Source organism: Saccharothrix sp. CCNWYY140 (assembly GCF_037401995.1).
GTDB lineage: Bacteria > Actinomycetota > Actinomycetes > Mycobacteriales > Pseudonocardiaceae > Actinosynnema.
Map to the genome: position 1 here is coordinate 1 of NZ_JBBEGC010000149.1, position 15,884 is coordinate 15,884.

Annotated in this window: 15 protein-coding genes; 6 read left to right on the plus strand and 9 right to left on the minus strand. The window is 70.5% G+C overall.

The genetic code is table 11. From position 1 onward, the window contains the following. Positions 1-273: 273 nt before the first annotated feature. A complete protein-coding gene (locus tag WBN91_RS34955; protein ID WP_337728594.1) occupies positions 274-897 on the minus strand; it encodes a DUF3710 domain-containing protein in 624 nt (207 codons plus the stop codon). 7 nt (positions 898-904) lie between these two features. Continuing rightward, on the minus strand, positions 905-1,372 hold the full coding sequence (gene dut / locus WBN91_RS34960; protein WP_337728593.1) for a dUTP diphosphatase: 468 nt from the start codon (positions 1,370-1,372) through the stop codon (positions 905-907). Between the two features lie 24 nt (positions 1,373-1,396). On the opposite strand from dut, the gene WBN91_RS34965 reads away from it, so the two are divergent. Then, positions 1,397-1,867 (plus strand): DUF3093 domain-containing protein, encoded by a 471-nt coding sequence (locus tag WBN91_RS34965; protein WP_337728592.1) that lies wholly within the window; start codon positions 1,397-1,399, stop codon positions 1,865-1,867. Positions 1,868-1,999: 132 nt separating this feature from the next. Here WBN91_RS34965 and WBN91_RS34970 read toward each other — a convergent pair whose 3' ends face one another. Then, on the minus strand, positions 2,000-2,299 hold the full coding sequence (locus WBN91_RS34970) for a DUF4193 domain-containing protein (RefSeq protein ID WP_121003693.1): 300 nt from the start codon (positions 2,297-2,299) through the stop codon (positions 2,000-2,002). A 431-nt stretch (positions 2,300-2,730) separates the two neighbouring features. Between WBN91_RS34970 and cei the strand changes: the two genes are divergently transcribed. Next, on the plus strand, positions 2,731-3,468 hold the full coding sequence (cei, locus tag WBN91_RS34975; RefSeq protein WP_337728591.1) for an envelope integrity protein Cei: 738 nt from the start codon (positions 2,731-2,733) through the stop codon (positions 3,466-3,468). Between the two features lie 139 nt (positions 3,469-3,607). Here cei and WBN91_RS34980 read toward each other — a convergent pair whose 3' ends face one another. Continuing rightward, complete coding sequence (locus tag WBN91_RS34980; protein ID WP_337728590.1) at positions 3,608-4,405, minus strand: inositol monophosphatase family protein; 798 nt, start codon at positions 4,403-4,405, stop codon at positions 3,608-3,610. Between the two features lie 96 nt (positions 4,406-4,501). Here WBN91_RS34980 and ppgK point away from each other — a divergent pair, with 96 nt between their 5' ends. The 3 genes from ppgK to WBN91_RS34995 all read left to right on the plus strand — a co-directional run bounded on the left by ppgK (position 4,502) and on the right by WBN91_RS34995 (position 7,545). After that, complete coding sequence (gene ppgK / locus WBN91_RS34985) at positions 4,502-5,263, plus strand: polyphosphate--glucose phosphotransferase (RefSeq protein WP_337728589.1); 762 nt, start codon at positions 4,502-4,504, stop codon at positions 5,261-5,263. 172 nt (positions 5,264-5,435) lie between these two features. Continuing rightward, positions 5,436-6,770 carry an RNA polymerase sigma factor gene (locus tag WBN91_RS34990; RefSeq protein ID WP_443217852.1) on the plus strand — a complete coding sequence of 445 codons (1,335 nt, stop codon included), beginning with the start codon at positions 5,436-5,438 and terminating at the stop codon, positions 6,768-6,770. Between the two features lie 595 nt (positions 6,771-7,365). Continuing rightward, positions 7,366-7,545, plus strand: a complete 180-nt coding sequence (locus WBN91_RS34995) for a DUF7455 domain-containing protein (protein WP_337728587.1) — start codon at positions 7,366-7,368, stop codon at positions 7,543-7,545. Between the two features lie 115 nt (positions 7,546-7,660). On the opposite strand, the gene WBN91_RS35000 is transcribed toward WBN91_RS34995, so the two are convergent. The 5 genes from WBN91_RS35000 to WBN91_RS35020 form a co-directional block, all read right to left on the minus strand. Beyond that, entirely contained in the window at positions 7,661-8,833 is a 1,173-nt protein-coding gene (locus tag WBN91_RS35000) for an ROK family protein (RefSeq protein WP_337728586.1), read from the minus strand. A 1-nt stretch (position 8,834) separates the two neighbouring features. Then, entirely contained in the window at positions 8,835-10,274 is a 1,440-nt protein-coding gene (locus tag WBN91_RS35005; protein ID WP_337728585.1) for a sugar ABC transporter permease, read from the minus strand. A 10-nt stretch (positions 10,275-10,284) separates the two neighbouring features. After that, positions 10,285-11,058, minus strand: coding sequence for an ATP-binding cassette domain-containing protein (locus tag WBN91_RS35010; protein ID WP_337728584.1), 774 nt, complete (start codon positions 11,056-11,058; stop codon positions 10,285-10,287). Positions 11,059-11,256: 198 nt separating this feature from the next. Further along, positions 11,257-12,393 (minus strand): sugar ABC transporter substrate-binding protein, encoded by a 1,137-nt coding sequence (locus WBN91_RS35015; protein WP_337728583.1) that lies wholly within the window; start codon positions 12,391-12,393, stop codon positions 11,257-11,259. Positions 12,394-12,685: 292 nt separating this feature from the next. Beyond that, positions 12,686-14,404 carry a DEAD/DEAH box helicase gene (locus WBN91_RS35020; RefSeq protein ID WP_337728582.1) on the minus strand — a complete coding sequence of 573 codons (1,719 nt, stop codon included), beginning with the start codon at positions 14,402-14,404 and terminating at the stop codon, positions 12,686-12,688. Between the two features lie 133 nt (positions 14,405-14,537). Between WBN91_RS35020 and WBN91_RS35025 the strand changes: the two genes are divergently transcribed. Beyond that, entirely contained in the window at positions 14,538-15,617 is a 1,080-nt protein-coding gene (locus WBN91_RS35025) for a YihY/virulence factor BrkB family protein (RefSeq protein ID WP_337728581.1), read from the plus strand. Positions 15,618-15,884: the final 267 nt, after the last annotated feature.

Consider the following 15,884-nt stretch of genomic DNA (forward strand, 5'->3'; position numbering starts at 1 on the left):
CCCTTCCCGTGGTCGCTGCCGCTTGGCGGAACGCAAGAGCCCCCGCCCTTCGGGCGTAACGCCTTCGGCGGAAAAGCGCGCCTTCGGCGAAAGCGGCGCGCTCCGCGCGGAAAGGCACGCGGCGGTCGAGTGGTGGGTCAGGCTCAGCTGCGGCCGGCGGTACCGAGTCCCGACCGCACGTCAAGATCGACGCCGCGTCACCTGATCCTCACCGTCCACGACATCCCACGCCGTCCACGACCAGTGACCGAGTTGCGCATTACTCGCCTTCGCCTAGCCCTGTTGCTGCTGGGCCGCGATGTGCCGCGCGATGGCGTCCGGCAGCTCGATCGGCAGCGGGGTGCGCACCGGCATCGGTTGCTCGCCGCGCACCACCACGGTGTGCTTGACCAGCTCGTACAGCGCGTACCCGGCCTGCTCCGCCTGCTGCTCGGACGGGGCCGCCGCCACGCCGCGCAGCATCCAGCGCGGGCCGTCGACGCCGACGAAGCGCAGGAACACCTCGTTGTTGCGGGCGGTGATCTCCTCGCCCCACTGGCCGTTCTCGCGGTTGATGCGGAAACCGTCGCCCTTGAGCTGGGTGATCAGTTCCGCGCCCACCTCCGGCCACAGCTTGTCGGTCTTCGGCGCGGCGAACGCGCTGAGGGTGAGCTGGCCGACCGGGGTGAGCAGGTGCACCGCGCGCACCGCGCCCGCCTGGTCCATCTCCACCTGCAACTGCGCGCCCTCGGGCACGGGCAGCAGGACCGAGCCCAGGTCGAGGCGGTTCAGGCCGTCGTCGGGGGCGTGCGCGGAGTCGTACGGGCCGACCTCCGGGATGTCGAGGTCGACCTCGACCTCGGGCGCCGTCCCCCGGTTCGCGGAGTGCCTACCGCGCTTGCGGCGCTTTCCGAACATCTCGCCCTCACCCCTCCGTCCGGGCGAGCACCTCGTGCCCGCCAGTAGAGCCGTAGCCGCCCGCGCCCCGCGCCGAGTCGGGCAGCTGGTCGACTTCGCGGAACACGGCGTGTTCCACCTTCTGCACCACCAGCTGGGCGATCCGGTCGCCGCGCGCGAGCACCACCGGCTCCCGCAGGTCGTGGTTGACCAGGCAGACCTTGATCTCGCCCCGGTAGCCCGCGTCGATCGTGCCGGGCGTGTTGACCACGCTGAGCCCCACCCGGGCCGCCAGGCCGCTGCGCGGGTGCACGAACCCCGCGTACCCCTCGGGCAGTGCGATCGCGATGCCGGTGCCGACCACGGCGCGCTCCCCCGGTTCGATCACCACGTCGGTGGTCGTCACGAGGTCGGCGCCCGCGTCGCCGGGTCTGGCGTACGACGGGAGCGGCACGGAGGGATCGAGCCGGGACAGCAGGACCTCGACGCTGGGCACGGCGCGCGAGACTACCCTGGTGGCGTGAGCGAGAGTGCTGTGACCGCCCCGATCGCCTTCCGGGAGCGCCTGTACGTCCCTTGGTGGGGTTGGCCGCTGCCGCTGGCCGCCGCGGTGCTGCTGGCCGCCGAGATCCACATGGGGTTCCCGGGCGTGCGCTCGTGGCTGCCGTACGTGGTGACCGTGCCGCTGGCGTTGCTGCTGATGTGGCGGATGGGCTCGCTCAAGGTGGAGGTCTCGGGCGGCGAGTTGCGGGTCGGTGACGCGCACGTGCCGGTGGACCTGCTCGGCGAGGTCGAGGTGTTCGACGCGAAGACCAAGCGCAAGGCGATGGGTCCGCACCTGGACCCGGCGGCGTTCGTCGCGCACCGCGGGTGGGTCGGTCCGGCGGTCAAGGTGGCGCTGGAGGACCCGGCCGACCCGACGCCGTACTGGCTGTTCAGCGTCCGGTCGCCGGAGAAGCTGGTGGCCGCGCTGACCGCGGCGAAGTCCTAAAAGGTCCCTAGAGGGACGTGAGAAAGACTCACGTCCGGTGGCCGAAACGCGTCTGGGCGCCACCCCGGCGGTGGGGGTGAGCGCCCAGGAACGGGTCGTGGCCTTGCGAGCCGGTTGGTCCGTCCGCGCTGCTCAGGCGCAGTCGCGGCAGATGTACTGGCCGTTGACTTCCTCGGCCAGGCGGCTGCGGTGGTGCACCAGGAAGCACTTCGAGCAGGTGAACTCGTCGGCCTGCTTGGGCAGCACCTTGAAGGTCAGTTCCTCACCGGACAGGTCGGCGCCCGGCAGCTCGAAGTTCTCGGCGGACGCGTCCTCGTCGATGTCGACGACCCCGGACTGCGTCTCGTTGCGCCGCGCCTTCAACTCCTCGAGGGAGTCCTCAGCGAGTTCGTCCGCCTCGCTGCGACGCGGTGCGTCGTAGTCGGTCGCCATTGTCTGTTCACCCCTGCGGTCTACGGAGACTGTTCGTGTCGCTGGTAAACGCACCAGCGCCCCTGTTTGTGCCCTCCGTCCCCAGTGACGGAGGTCTCGCCCGCGCGGCCGGGCGCCAACCCCCTGTAAGTCGACGCATCAGGCTGTCCGGGAGCGCGCGGAGCGCCGAGAGGGTAGCTCATTGATCGGGTGCCCGTGCAGCGGGTTCCCCCTAATTGAGCAGACGGGTGAGAGGCCCCCGGCTGCCAGGCCCGATACGCTGAGGACGGGTCTTGCCCAGCCGTGCCGGCCGTGCTGCGATGCCTCCGGGGGTCGTTGACCGTCCGCTACCGGGTGATTGCGGCCCGCTACGCGGGAGCCCGGGACGCGGATCGCGGCGGGGCGGAATAGCCTGATCACCAACAGCACTACGCCAGGGGAGGTCGGCGGACGTGGGACCCGGGTCGGGGAGCAGCGGGTCGTCGCGGTACCGGAGGCGGCGGCCGTGGCCCGCCATCGTGCTGTTCCTGGTGCTGGCGGTCACCGCCGTGGTGGTGTGGAACCGCGTGTTGTCCGAGGCCGGCGACGTGGACGCGGCCATCAAGTGCAACGCGCCGGGCAGCGCGCCCTCGTCCTCGGTGGCCGCGCCGGTCCCCGGTGGCGGCGCCCAGCCCGCGCCCGAGCCGCAGCCCACCCCGGTGCTGGGCACGGTCCTGTCGCACGACGCCCTCGACCGCACCGACCCGGTGCCCGCCGGCGACGTCCAGTTCCGCGTGGTCAACGCCAGCACCCAGCGCAACCAGGCGCGGTTCGTGGCGACGACGCTGACCGAACTGGGCCTCCAGCAGGCGGCGGAGCCGGGCAACGACCCGCTCTACCCCGCGCAGGACATGACGTGCCGGGGCCAGATCCGCTTCGGCGCCCCGGGCGCGGGCGCGGCGCGGACGATCAGCCTGATCGCGCCTTGCCTGGAACTGGTGCAGGACCAGCGCCAGGACGCGACCGTGGACGTGGCGATCGGCAAGAAGTTCACCGAGGCCAAGCCCAACCAGGACGCCCGGCGGGTGCTCGACGCGCTCACCACGTGGGCCGAGCAGAACCCGGACCGCCAGGGTGGGCAGGTCGCCGAGATCACGCCGCCGTCCCTGAACCCCGACCACCTCAAGGGCGCACGCGACGTCCACTGCTGAGGCCGGCCGCGGCTGGGAGCACCCGCCCCGTTGACCTGCGCGCCCGCCGATCCGCACGCTCGCCGACCTGCGCACCCGCCCGAAGCCTCCCCCGTGCGGGGCGGCCCCTCCCCCGCACGGGCGATTTCCGCCGAACTCGTCAGACCTTGCTGAAGCCGTGCTCCACCAGCGCCGCGAACAGGGCGTCGGCGATGCCCGGCGCGGCGGCGAACGTGGCGTCCGCGCCCAGGTCGGGAGCTTCACCCGGCAGGTACACCACCGCGCCCGCCTCGCGCGCCAGCAACGCCCCGCCGGCCCAGTCCCAGCGGCCCAGGGTGTGCTCGGCGTAGGCGTCCAGCCGGCCCGCCGCCACCGCGCACAGGTCCAGCGACGCCGCGCCCGCCCGCCGCATGTCCCGGACCACCGACGCCATCCCCGCCCACGTCTCCGCCTGCCGCTTGCGCCGGTCGGCCCGGTAGGCGAACCCGTAGCCCAGCAGCGTCAGGTCCAGCCGGGTCTGCTCCGACACCGCGAGCCGCCGGCCGTCGAGGTACGCCCCGCCACCCCGCGCCGCGGTCCACACCCGCCCGCTCGCGGGCTCGATCACGGCCGCCGCCACGGACACGCCGTCCACCTGCGCCGCGATGGACACCGCGTAGTGGGGGATGCCGTACAGGTAGTTCACGGTGCCGTCGATCGGGTCCACGACCCACGTCAGACCCTCGACCTCGTCGCCGCCCTCCTCCTCGCCGATCACCGGCTCGCCGGGGCGCAGCTCCGCGAGCCGCCGGCGCACGAGCTGCTCGGAGGCCCGGTCGGCCGCCGTGACCACGTCGGTGATCGTGGACTTGGTGTCGACATCGGACACGGCGGAGGCCCTCATCGACTGCACGAGGTCAGCGGCCTCGCGCCCCACCAGCACCGCGACGTCGACCAATGTGCCCGGATCCAAAGGCAAGGTGTTCCTCCTGCGTCACTCTCACGGGACTATCGGGGAAGTCCAGGCTAAGGTCTGCGGCCACGGTTACTGAATCGAGTAGGAAGGGCCACGGGGATGGGCATGACCCGCGGGTTCGGCGTGGACATCGGCGGTTCGGGCATCAAGGGCGGCCTGGTGGACCTGGAGGCGGGCGCGCTGGACGGTGAGCGCCTGCGCATCGTGACGCCGCAGCCGTCGACGCCCGACGCGGTCGCCGACGTGGTCGCCGAGATCGTCGAGAAGTTCGGCTGGGACGGCCCCGTGGGCATCACCCTTCCGTGCGTGGTCAAGAAGGGCGTCGCGCACACCGCCGCCAACGTGGACAAGGCGTGGATCGGCACCGACGCGGCCGAGCTGTTCGCCCGCCGCCTCGGCAAGCCGAAGGAGTCCGTCGTCGTGCTCAACGACGCCGACGCGGCCGGCATCGCCGAGATGCGCTTCGGGTCCGGCGTGGGCAAGGACGGGCTGGTCGTGCTGCTGACGTTCGGCACCGGCATCGGCAGCGCCCTGTTCGTCGACGGCGAGCTGATCCCCAACACCGAGTTCGGCCACCTCGAGGTCGACGGGCACGACGCGGAGAAGCGCGCAGCCGCCTCGGTGAAGGAGGACAAGGGCCTGAGCTGGGCGGAGTGGACGCCGCGGGTGTCGCGCTACCTCAACGTGCTGGAGGACCTCATCTGGCCGGACCTGGTCATCGCGGGCGGCGGGGTCAGCAAGAAGGCGGACAAGTGGCTGCCGCTGCTGGAGGTGCGCACCCCGGTCGTGGCGGCGGCGCTGAAGAACGACGCGGGCATCGTCGGCGCGGCCGTGGCCGCCACGCACGGTCTGCGACACTGAGCCAATCGCGTCCGTTCTAGCTGCGAAAACGCGGGTCGATGCGCATCCGATGCGGGTGATGCGCATCTGCGCGCGATTCTCGTCGTTACAATGGAACGGTGCCCCGCCGACGAACATCCGGCGGGCTCTCCCCCGTACTCCGGCGACCGAGGTTCGCGCCCTTCGGTTTGCCTTGATCGACAGTCGCGAAAGGGCGTACGTGGCAGCCGCGAAGACGACTCAGGCAGCTAAGGCTGACGCCGAGGAGACGCCCAAGGCCACCTCGGCGAGGAAGGCCCCGGCCAAGAAGCCGGCGGCGAAGACCGCCGCGGCGGGCAAGACGGCCACGCGGGCGCCGCGCAAGACGGCCGCCAAGGCCGGCGCCGCCCAGCCCGCGAAGGCGAAGAAGCCGGGCGAGGGCGACGAGCCCGAAGACCTCGAAGCCCTGCCGGGCGACGAGGACCTGGTCGACGACGTCGAACTGATCGACGAGCCCGTCGAGGAGGAGCCGGCCGAGGACGAGGCCAAGCCGGGCGAGGGCGACTTCGTCTGGGACGAGGAGGAGTCCGAGGCCCTGCGGCAGGCCCGCAAGGACGCGGAGCTCACCGCGTCGGCCGACTCCGTCCGCGCCTACCTCAAGCAGATCGGCAAGGTCGCCCTGCTCAACGCGGAGGAGGAGGTCGAACTCGCCAAGCGCATCGAGGCCGGCCTCTACGCCGCCGAGCGGGTCCGCCGCGCCGAGGAGGAGAGCGAGAAGCTCACCCCGCAGCTGCGCCGCGACCTGCGGTGGATCGTGCGGGACGGCGAACGCGCCAAGAACCACCTGCTGGAGGCGAACCTCCGCCTGGTGGTGTCGCTGGCCAAGCGCTACACCGGCCGCGGCATGGCGTTCCTCGACCTGATCCAGGAGGGCAACCTGGGTCTGATCCGCGCGGTCGAGAAGTTCGACTACACCAAGGGCTACAAGTTCTCGACGTACGCGACGTGGTGGATCCGCCAGGCCATCACCCGCGCGATGGCCGACCAGGCCCGCACCATCCGCATCCCGGTGCACATGGTCGAGGTCATCAACAAGCTCGGCCGCATCCAGCGCGAGCTGCTCCAGGACCTGGGCCGCGAGCCCACGCCGGAGGAGCTGGCCAAGGAGATGGACATCACCCCGGAGAAGGTGCTGGAGATCCAGCAGTACGCCCGGGAGCCCATCTCGCTGGACCAGACGATCGGCGACGAGGGCGACAGCCAGCTCGGTGACTTCATCGAGGACTCGGAGGCCGTGGTGGCCGTGGACGCCGTGTCGTTCACGCTGCTCCAGGACCAGCTCCAGTCCGTGCTGGCCACCCTGTCCGAGCGCGAGGCGGGCGTCGTGCGCCTGCGCTTCGGCCTGACCGACGGCCAGCCCCGCACGCTGGACGAGATCGGCCAGGTCTACGGCGTGACGCGCGAGCGCATCCGCCAGATCGAGTCGAAGACGATGTCGAAGCTCCGCCACCCGTCCCGCTCCCAAGTCCTCCGCGACTACCTGGACTGAGCACCACGGTCGGCTGAACGCCGGTGGTCCTGCGGGGTCACCGGCGTTTGCTTGTCGGGAGCTCCCGGGGAGGTCGCCATGCCCGAGCACGCGCGCTGAAGGACTTGGACGCCTTGGCCGCAGAGGCCGGAGGCCGGCGGTCCACTTTGACGGCGGGCGCGGGGTGCTCGACCGCGATTGCGAGCCCGGGTGACAACCCGGTGAATCGGACAGAACGCGTCCGGATCGTGGAATCCCGACCCCTGTTCGCTCTCGGCTGACCAAAGTGTTACCCGTCACAGCAAAGAGCAGTGGGCACCCACCATTCGGAGCAACGAGGGTGCGTCCGATGCCGTATTCGCAGGTCCGAAAGCGTTGGCACGACAGCGGAACGTGAGCGGTTCCCGTGGCGAACCGGTGGAAGTTCGTGGTTCGAACGTCCGGGTGCCCGGGTAAATGATGGGTGACGCGGGTCGCCACGGACTCGGGAACACTGACTTACGCCCGTGCGTCTGCAAGAGTGGAAGCAGCGAACACGACGCACCCGCCAGATGCGGAGTGGTCGCAGCTGTTGTGAGGGCACCGAACCGCGGTGCCGGGACGGAGGGAGATTTCCATGACTACCACGCTCACCCGCCCCGCTTTGACCGCTGCCGACCGCTGCGACCGCTGCGGGGCTGCTGCCCAGGTGCGCGCCGTGCTCCCCTCCGGGGGCGAGCTGCTGTTCTGCGGGCACCACGCCCGCGAGCACAGCACGAAGCTGCGCGAACTCGCTGCCGAGATGCAGCAGGGCTGAAACCGTCGGGCCACACGGCCCGGAGCACCCTAGCCGTCCGGGGCGGGGATCCGATCATTCGGATCTCCGCCCCCCTGCATTTTCGGACGAAGACACGCGCGACCGCGTGGTCCGGTCAGACCTCGGTCAGCACCGGCTCGAAGGCCAGCTCAGCGGCGCCCAGGAGCTTCGCGTCCCGGCCCAACGGGGACGACACGATGCGGGTCCCGCCCACGGCGCGGCTCACCAGGGAGCGCTTCTGCACCACGCGCCGCACCTCGTCCACGACCTGGTCGGGCAGCGCGGTGAACAGGTCCCCCAGGACCACCAGTTCCGGTCCCAGCATGTTGACCACCGTGATCAGCCCCATCGCCAACCACTCGGTGAACTCCCCCAGCCGGTGCGCCACGGCCTCCGGGGACGCCGCCAGGGAACGCAGTTCGGCCACCACGGCCCCGCGCGGCGCGTCCTCGGGCAGGGCCAGCGCACGGCACAGCGCCGCCTCGCCGACCTCGGTCTCCCAGCACCCCTGGCAGCCGCAGTAACACCGCCGACCGCCGGGGCGCACGACCATGTGCCCCAGCTCGCCGACGTACCCGCCGGTGCCGCGCAACGGCATCCCGGAGGAGATCACGCCTCCGCCGACACCCACGTCGGCGGAGATGTAGACCATGTCGGACGAGCCCCGGGCCGCGCCGCGCACGTGTTCGGCCAGTGCCCCCAGCTCGGCGTCGTTGCCGATCTGGACGGGCACCTTCAACACCGCCGACAGCCGCGAACCCAGCGCCACGTCCGTCCAGTGCAGGTTCGGGGCCTCGTGGACGAGGCCGTCCGCACGCCGCACCACGCCCGGCACCGACACGCCCACCCCGACCGGCGCCACGTCCAGCTCGTCGGACAGCAGCTTGGCCGTGTCGGCGATGTGGGTGATCACCTCGCCGGGGTCCCCGGCCCGGTGGTGCAGGTTCCACGAGTGGCGGCCGAGGATGTCGCCGCCCAGGCCGACCAGCGCCATCGCCACCTGCTCGACGCGGACGTCGATGGCCATCACGACCGCGGCGTGCGGTTGCGGCAGCACCAGCAGTGACGGCCGTCCCGCGCCGGAGCGCTGGGCGGGCAGGCGTTCGGCCACCACACCGGACTCGGCCAGCCCGTCCACCAGGGCCTTGATCGTGCTGCGGTTGAGACCGAGCTCGGCCGCGAGCGACGCCCTGGTGGACGGTCCGTCCACGTGCAGCTTGCGCAACAGCGCGGTGCGGTTGTGCCTGCGGACCTCGTCGGGTCGGGCACCGGCGGTGGGTGTGGTCACGTCAGCGCGTGGCCACCGCCGCCCGGCGACGGGACAGCGCGTCGACGCTGGCGGCCAGCAGGAGCACCAGGCCGGTCACGATGTAGACGACGGCGGCGGGCTGGTTGAGCAGGCCCATGCCGTTGGCGATGGTCGCGATCACGGCCGCGCCGATCACCGCGTCGCGCATCCGGCCCTTGCCGCCGAACAGCGAGGTGCCGCCGATCACGGCCGCGCCGACCGACAGCAGCAGCGTGTTGCCGCCACCGGCGTTCGGGTCGACCGAGCCGACCTTGGAGGAGTACACGATCGCGCCGATCGCGGCGGCCGAGGAGCAGATCACGAACACGCTCATGCGGATCTGGGCCACGTTGATGCCGGCGCGGTTCGCGGCTTCCTTGTTGCCGCCCACCGCGTAGACGTGCCGGCCGTACCGGGTGCGCTCCAGGACGAACGTGCCGATCACCAGCAGCACCAGCACGATCGGCACCACGTACGGCACGCCCTTGATCACGACGAGCGACGACTGGGACCGGTTGAGCGTCAGCAGGTAGGTGCCGAGGGCTCCGAGCACCACGACCGCGCCGACCTTGACCAGCACGAGCGGGGTGGGGGAAGCGACCAGACCCTTGCGCAGCCTGGAGAAATGCCTGCCGAGCACGACCGCAGCATAACCGCCGACCGCGACGACGAAGAGCGCCCAGGACCCGGCGGTGGACAGGTTGCCGTTGGCGACGTTGAACATCACGTCGTTGTTCAGGCCCAGCACGCCGCCCTGTCCGATGAGCTGGAGCACGACACCGCTCCAGGACAGGAACAGCGCCAGGGTCACGACGAACGACGGGATGCCGACCCGGGCGACCAGGAAGCCGGTGATGCAGCCGATGGCGGTGCCGACGCAGATCGCGAGCAGCATCTCCACCCACGGGTTGGCCGGCACGCCGACCAGGGCGATGACGAGCGCGATCAGCGACATGCCTGCGCCCGCCCAGATGCGCATGAGCACGGCGAGCACGGCCCCGAGCACCAGCAGGCCGCAGAAGACGTAGAAGACGGTGTCGCCCATGCCGCCGAGCAGGTTGCCGCCCTTGTTCAGGTGCAGCGCCATGACCGACGCGCACACCCCGGACGCGGTGCCCGCGGACAGGTCGATCTCGCCCAGCAGCAGCACGAACACCAGGCCCATCGCGATGATCGTGATGCTGGCGCCCTGCGCGAGCAGGTTGGCGATGTTGCCCAGGGTGAAGAAGGTGTCGGCGAGCGAGCTGAACACGATCAGCAGCACGAGCAGGCCGAGGAGGGCGGGCAGCGCGCCGAGTTCGCCGCCGCGCAGCCGGGCCGCGTAGTCGCGCACCGCCTCGCCGGTGGAGCGGGACGTGGTGTCGATGCCGAAGTCCGAGATCGCGCCCTGGGCCGGCGGCGGGGTGTCCTGGGACGACGTCTCGCTGGTGGTGTTGGTCATGCCGGGGTCCTCAGATGGTGGCGGATTCGGGGCGGGCGATGCCGAGGTCGCCGGAACGACCCGCGGTGATCAGCTCGACGACCTGGCCGTGGGTGACGTCCTTGGTGAGCACCTCGGCGGCCATGCGGCCGAGGTAGAGGCACGCGATGCGGTCGGCGACCTCGAAGACGTCGTTCATGTTGTGGCTGATCAGGACGACGCCGAGACCCTGTTCGGCGAGCCTGCGCACGAGGTCGAGCACCTGCCGGGTCTGCGCGACGCCGAGGGCGGCGGTCGGCTCGTCCAGCAGCACGACCTTGCTGTTCCACAGCACGGCCTTGGCGATGGCGACGGTCTGCCGCTGGCCGCCGGACAGCGAGGCGACCTGGGTGCGCACGGACTTGACCGTGCGGACGCTCAGCGAGGTCAGGGTCTTGCGGGCGGCCTGCTCCATGTCGGCCTCGTCCAGCAGCCCCACCTTGCCGCGCTCGCGGCCGAGGAACATGTTCTGGACGATGTCGAGGTTGTCGCACAGCGCGAGGTCCTGGTAGACGACCTCGATGCCGAGGTGGGCGGCGTCGCGGGGGCCGTGGATGTGGACCTGCTCGCCCTCGAAGTAGACCTCGCCCGAGTCGATCGGGTGGATGCCCGCGATGCACTTGACCAGCGTCGACTTGCCCGCGCCGTTGTCGCCGACCAGGGCGGTCACCTCACCGGGCTGGACGGTGAAGTCGATGTCGTGCAGGACGTGCACGGGACCGAAGCTCTTGTTGATGCCGCGCAGGTCGAGGATGGGCTCAGTCACCTTAAGTCTCCTGTGTCGGATGGCGCCGCCTCCGGCGTCGCGGCGAGGCCGCCTGGTAGTCGGCTCGTCGAGCCGCGTTTTTCGCCGATCGGAAGAGCTGATCGGCGAAAAAGGCGCCTCGACAAGCCGACGCGGCCTCGCGGTCGAGACGCGCCGGTGCGGGGTGTGGTGGCCACACCCCGCAGCGGCGAGCGCTGACTACTTGATGCCCAGCTCGGTGCAGGCGGCCTGGGTGTCGGCGACGCAGATCTCCGAGGCCTTGACGAAGCCCGCGTCCACGACGGTCTTCACCTTGTCCTTGGTGATCAGCAGCGGGGTCAGCAGGACCGACGGGACGTCGCGGTTGCCCTTGGTGTCCTTGGTCTTGCCGGTGGCGATCTTGTCGGCGGCGGCGGTGTCGCCCTTGGCCAGCGCGGCGGCCAGCTTGGCGGTGGCCTGCGCCTCGTCGGCGATCGGCTTGAACACGGTCATGTACTGGTCGCCGCGCAGGATGGCCTGGAGGCCCTCCGGGGTGGCGTCCTGGCCGGTGACCGGGACCTTGCCGTTGAGGCCGTACTTCTTCAGGACGGTGATCACCGCGCCGGCGAGGCCGTCGTTGGCGGCGACGACGCCGTCGACCTTCTGGCCGTTGCCGGTCAGGATCTGCTCGAAGGTGGTGCCGCCCTTCTGGTTGTCCCAGTTCTCGATGGCCTGCGAGCGGACGAGCTTGAAGTCGCCGGCGTCGTACTTGGACTTGAGGACCTTCTGCTGGCCCTCGTAGAACAGGGTCGCGTTGTTGTCGGTCGGGGCGCCCTCGATCTCGATGACCTCGGCCGGCTTCTTGCCCGCCGCGAGCTTGCCCATGCCCTCGACGAAGCCCTGGCCCTGGAGCTCGCCGACCTTCACGTTGTCGAAGGAGACGTAGTACTTCGAGGTGCCACCGAGGTTGAGGCGGTCGTAGTCGATGACCGCGATGCCCTGGGCCTCGGCCTTCTTCGCGACGGCCGCGCCGACCTCGCTGTTCGGGGTGGCGATGATCAGCACCTTGACGCCGGCGTTGATCATGCCGTCCGCCAGGGTGGAGAACTTCTGGACGTCGCCCTGGGCGTTCTGGATGTCGGGCGACAGGCCTTCGGCCTTGAGTGCCTTGTCCAGGAGCGGCTTGTCGAAGCCCTCCCAGCGCGCGGAGCTGGCGGTTTCGGGCAGGATGACGCCGACCTTCACGCCGCCCGAGCCGCTGTCAGTGTTGGTGCCGGTGGTGGTGCTCCCACCGCCGGACGTGTTGGCGCCGCACGCCGTCATGGCAACGGCGAGGCCAGTGCCGACGGCGATGAGGGCGAGGCTCTTGCTGCGCATCCGCATCCCTTTCAGAGCTACGCGGGAAAATGTTGTGGCGCACAACGTATGCCGCGACCCCCCGTGACCGGAAGCACACTTGACCGATAAAGTAGGCACGATGAGCTAACGACGAGGTAACCGAACGGACATCTGACTACTCCGAACGCAGCAGTCAGCTACGACCGGTCATCTGGCGCGTTACGGGGGGTTTGTTGCGACCCCCTCCGAACTCACCGCGGCAAGAGGGCGCGCGTGAGCACCGGACGAGCCGTCCGGGAGGCGGTTCGGGGGTGTTTCGAGGGATGGCCGGCTACCAGGAGCGCAGGGTCGCGATCCGCTCTTCCAACTGTTCGATCGACGCCATCGCGGTGGGCGGGCCGCCGCAGTACTCGCGGAGCTGGTTGTGGATCTTGCCGTGGGGCTTCTTGGTGCGGTGGTGGTGCATCGCCACCAGCGTGTTCAGCTCCTTGCGCAGCGCCGCCAGGCGTTCCTGCACGCTCGCCGGGCGCGCCGCGGGAGCCGGGGCCGACACCGGGGCCGAGGCGGCCTTGCGGCTGGCGTCCACCAGCTGCTTCTCCTGGCGCTGCCGCAGCAGCGCCCGCACCTGGTCGGGCTCCAGCAGGCCGGGCAGGCCGAGGTACTCCTGCTCCTCCTCGCTGCCCGCGAACGCCGCCGTCCCGAACGAGGACCCGTCGTAGATGACCTGGTCCAGCTCGGCCGACGCGCCCAGCGCCGTGTAGGCCCGCTCCTCCTCGCCGGGCTCGTCCTGCACCTGGTTGGCCTGGGACAGCAGCTCGTCGTCCCAGCCGTCCTTCTCCCGGTGCGGCTTGCCCAGCACGTGGTCGCGCTGCTGCTCCAGCTCGCTGGCCAACCCCAGCAGGACGGGCACGCTGGGCAGGAACACGCTCGCCGTCTCGCCCTTCGCCCTCGCCCGCACGAAACGGCCGATGGCCTGCGCGAAGAACAACGGCGTGGAGGCGCTGGTGGCGTAGACGCCGACGGCCAGGCGCGGCACGTCCACGCCCTCGGACACCATCCGGACCGCGATCATCCAGCGCTCGGTGGACTCGGAGAACTCCGCGATCCGGCCCGACGCCTTCGGGTCGTCGGACAGCACCAGGGTGGCGTCGTGGCCGGTGGTCCGCTTGAGGATCTCCGCGTAGGCCTTGGCCACGGTCTGGTCGGTCGCGATCACCAGACCGCCCGCGTCGGGAATGCCGCCCTCGCGCAGCTGCGTCAGCCGCACGTCGGCCGCCTTCAGCACCGACGGCATCCACTCACCGGTCGGGTCCAGCGCGACCCGCCAGGCCCGCGCGGTCTGCTCCTGGGTCAGCGGCTCGCCCAGCCGGGCGGAGAACTCCTCGCCCGCGCTGGTCCGCCAGCTGGCCTCGCCGGAGTAGGCGAGGAAGATCACCGGGCGGACGACGCCGTCCTTGAGCGCGTCGGAGTACCCGTAGGAGTGGTCGGACTTGCTGCGCTGCACCCCGTCCGGGCCGGGCTCGTAGCTGATGAACGGGATCGGCGAGTCGTCGGAGCGGAACGGCGTACCGGTCAGGCACAGCCGCCGCGTGGCCGGCGTGAACGCCTCCCGGATCGCGTCACCCCACGACTTCGCGTCGCCGCCGTGGTGCACCTCGTCCAGCAGGACGAGGGTCTTGCGGTTCTCCGTGCGCACCCGGTGCAACGTGGGGTGCGCGGCGACCTGCGCGTACGTGACGGCCACACCGTGGTAGTCCCGCGAGGTCACGGCGTTGGTGTTGCGGAAGTTCGAGTCGATCGCGATACCCACGGCCGCCGCCGCCTGCGCCCACTGGTGCTTGAGGTGCTCGGTCGGCGCGACGATCGTGACCGCCTCGACGGTCCGATCGGCCAGCAACTCGGCCGCTACCCGCAGCCCGAACGTGGTCTTGCCGGCGCCGGGCGTGGCGACCGCGAGGAAGTCCTTGGGCTTGGCCGCCAGGTACTTGGTCAGCGCACGCCGCTGCCAGGCGCGGAGCGGGCGGGTCGTTGCGACTTGCGGTAGCGACAACCTCGAACCCCTCCTGAGCCACGGTGAACATGCGAATGCCCTCGGGCTGGATGACCGTCGAGGGCACCGACAGCCTACCTGCCCGCCCCAGGACACCACGGCTCCGATGCCGCGAAATCACCCGCGATGCACCATGCTTGACCCTGCGATGGGTTCGCCGACTGACCAGACGGCACGCAGCAGGCCCCGGCCGGGACCACTGCGGTTGTTGGCGCGCACACTGTCCAAGGCCTGGGAAGGCAGCATCTTCTCCGAGGCCGCCGAAGCGGCGTTCTGGCAAACCCTGTCCTTCCCCCCGCTGCTGCTGGGCCTGCTGGGGTCGATGGGCTACCTCGGCGATTGGCTGGGCCCGGAGGTCGTCAGCGCGGTCAAGGACCGGATCATCTCGACCTGCCGAACGATCTTCAGCCAGGACGTCGTCAACGGCGTGATCGCCCCCACGGTCGACCAGATCCTGACCATCGGCAAGGGCGAGATCGTGTCGGTGGGCTTCCTGATTTCACTGTGGGCAGGCTCATCGGCGATGTCGTCCTTCGTAGACGCCATCACCGCCGCCCACGACCAGTACGGGGTGCGTAACGAAGTGTGGCAGCGGATCTTCGCGCTGCTGCTGTACATGGTGAGCCTGGTGCTGCTCATCGTTGGGTTGCCGGTGCTGGCGCTAGGCCCGGACCTGCTGCCGGAAATCTTCCCGAGCGGCTGGCGGGACACCATCGAGTTCTGGCTGAGCGCCTTCTACTACCCAGGCGTGGCGGTACTGCTGGTGTTGGCGCTGGCCACGTTGTACAAGGTGTCACTACCCAACAAGCTGCCGTGGCACCGACTGATCCCGGGGGCGGTCTTGGCGATGGCGGTGTTCCTGCTGTCGTCGATCGCCCTGCGCCTGTACATCCGATGGATCACCACGACCGGGTACACGTACGGGGCTTTGGCGACGCCGATCGCGTTCCTGCTGTTCGCGTATTTCATCGGCTTGGCGATCGTCATCGGGGCGTACTTCAACAGCGCCATCCAGGAACTGTGGCCCGCGAAGATGACCCGCCGGCAGAGGCGGCGCTGGCGACGGCTGGAACTGGAACGGGCAGCGGAACGCATCAAGTCCGACGAGGGCAAACAGGCCTGGCACCCCGAAGACCCCACCCCAGGGACCACTCCCCCTTCAAAGCCCGCCGCCTCACAACACACCCGCCTCCCAGCGGACCACAACCCCTAACGCCCACTCGCCCACACCCGGCCCGCCCACACGCCACACGGCCCGCCAGCGCGCCCAGCCAGCGCCGCCCGGCCCGCCCACACGCCACGCCGGCCCACGCCCGCCCGCGCTCCATCCACATCCCCCATCCGCTGACGCGGACCCGACTCGCCCATCGGCATCACCATGCGGTCCTTCGCGCGCAGCGCGGCGGCGGAGCCGGCAAGTGGCAGTCCGCCGGGGAGGACACAACTCAACTTGGGCTTCTTGCTTGTGTCATCCCCGTAT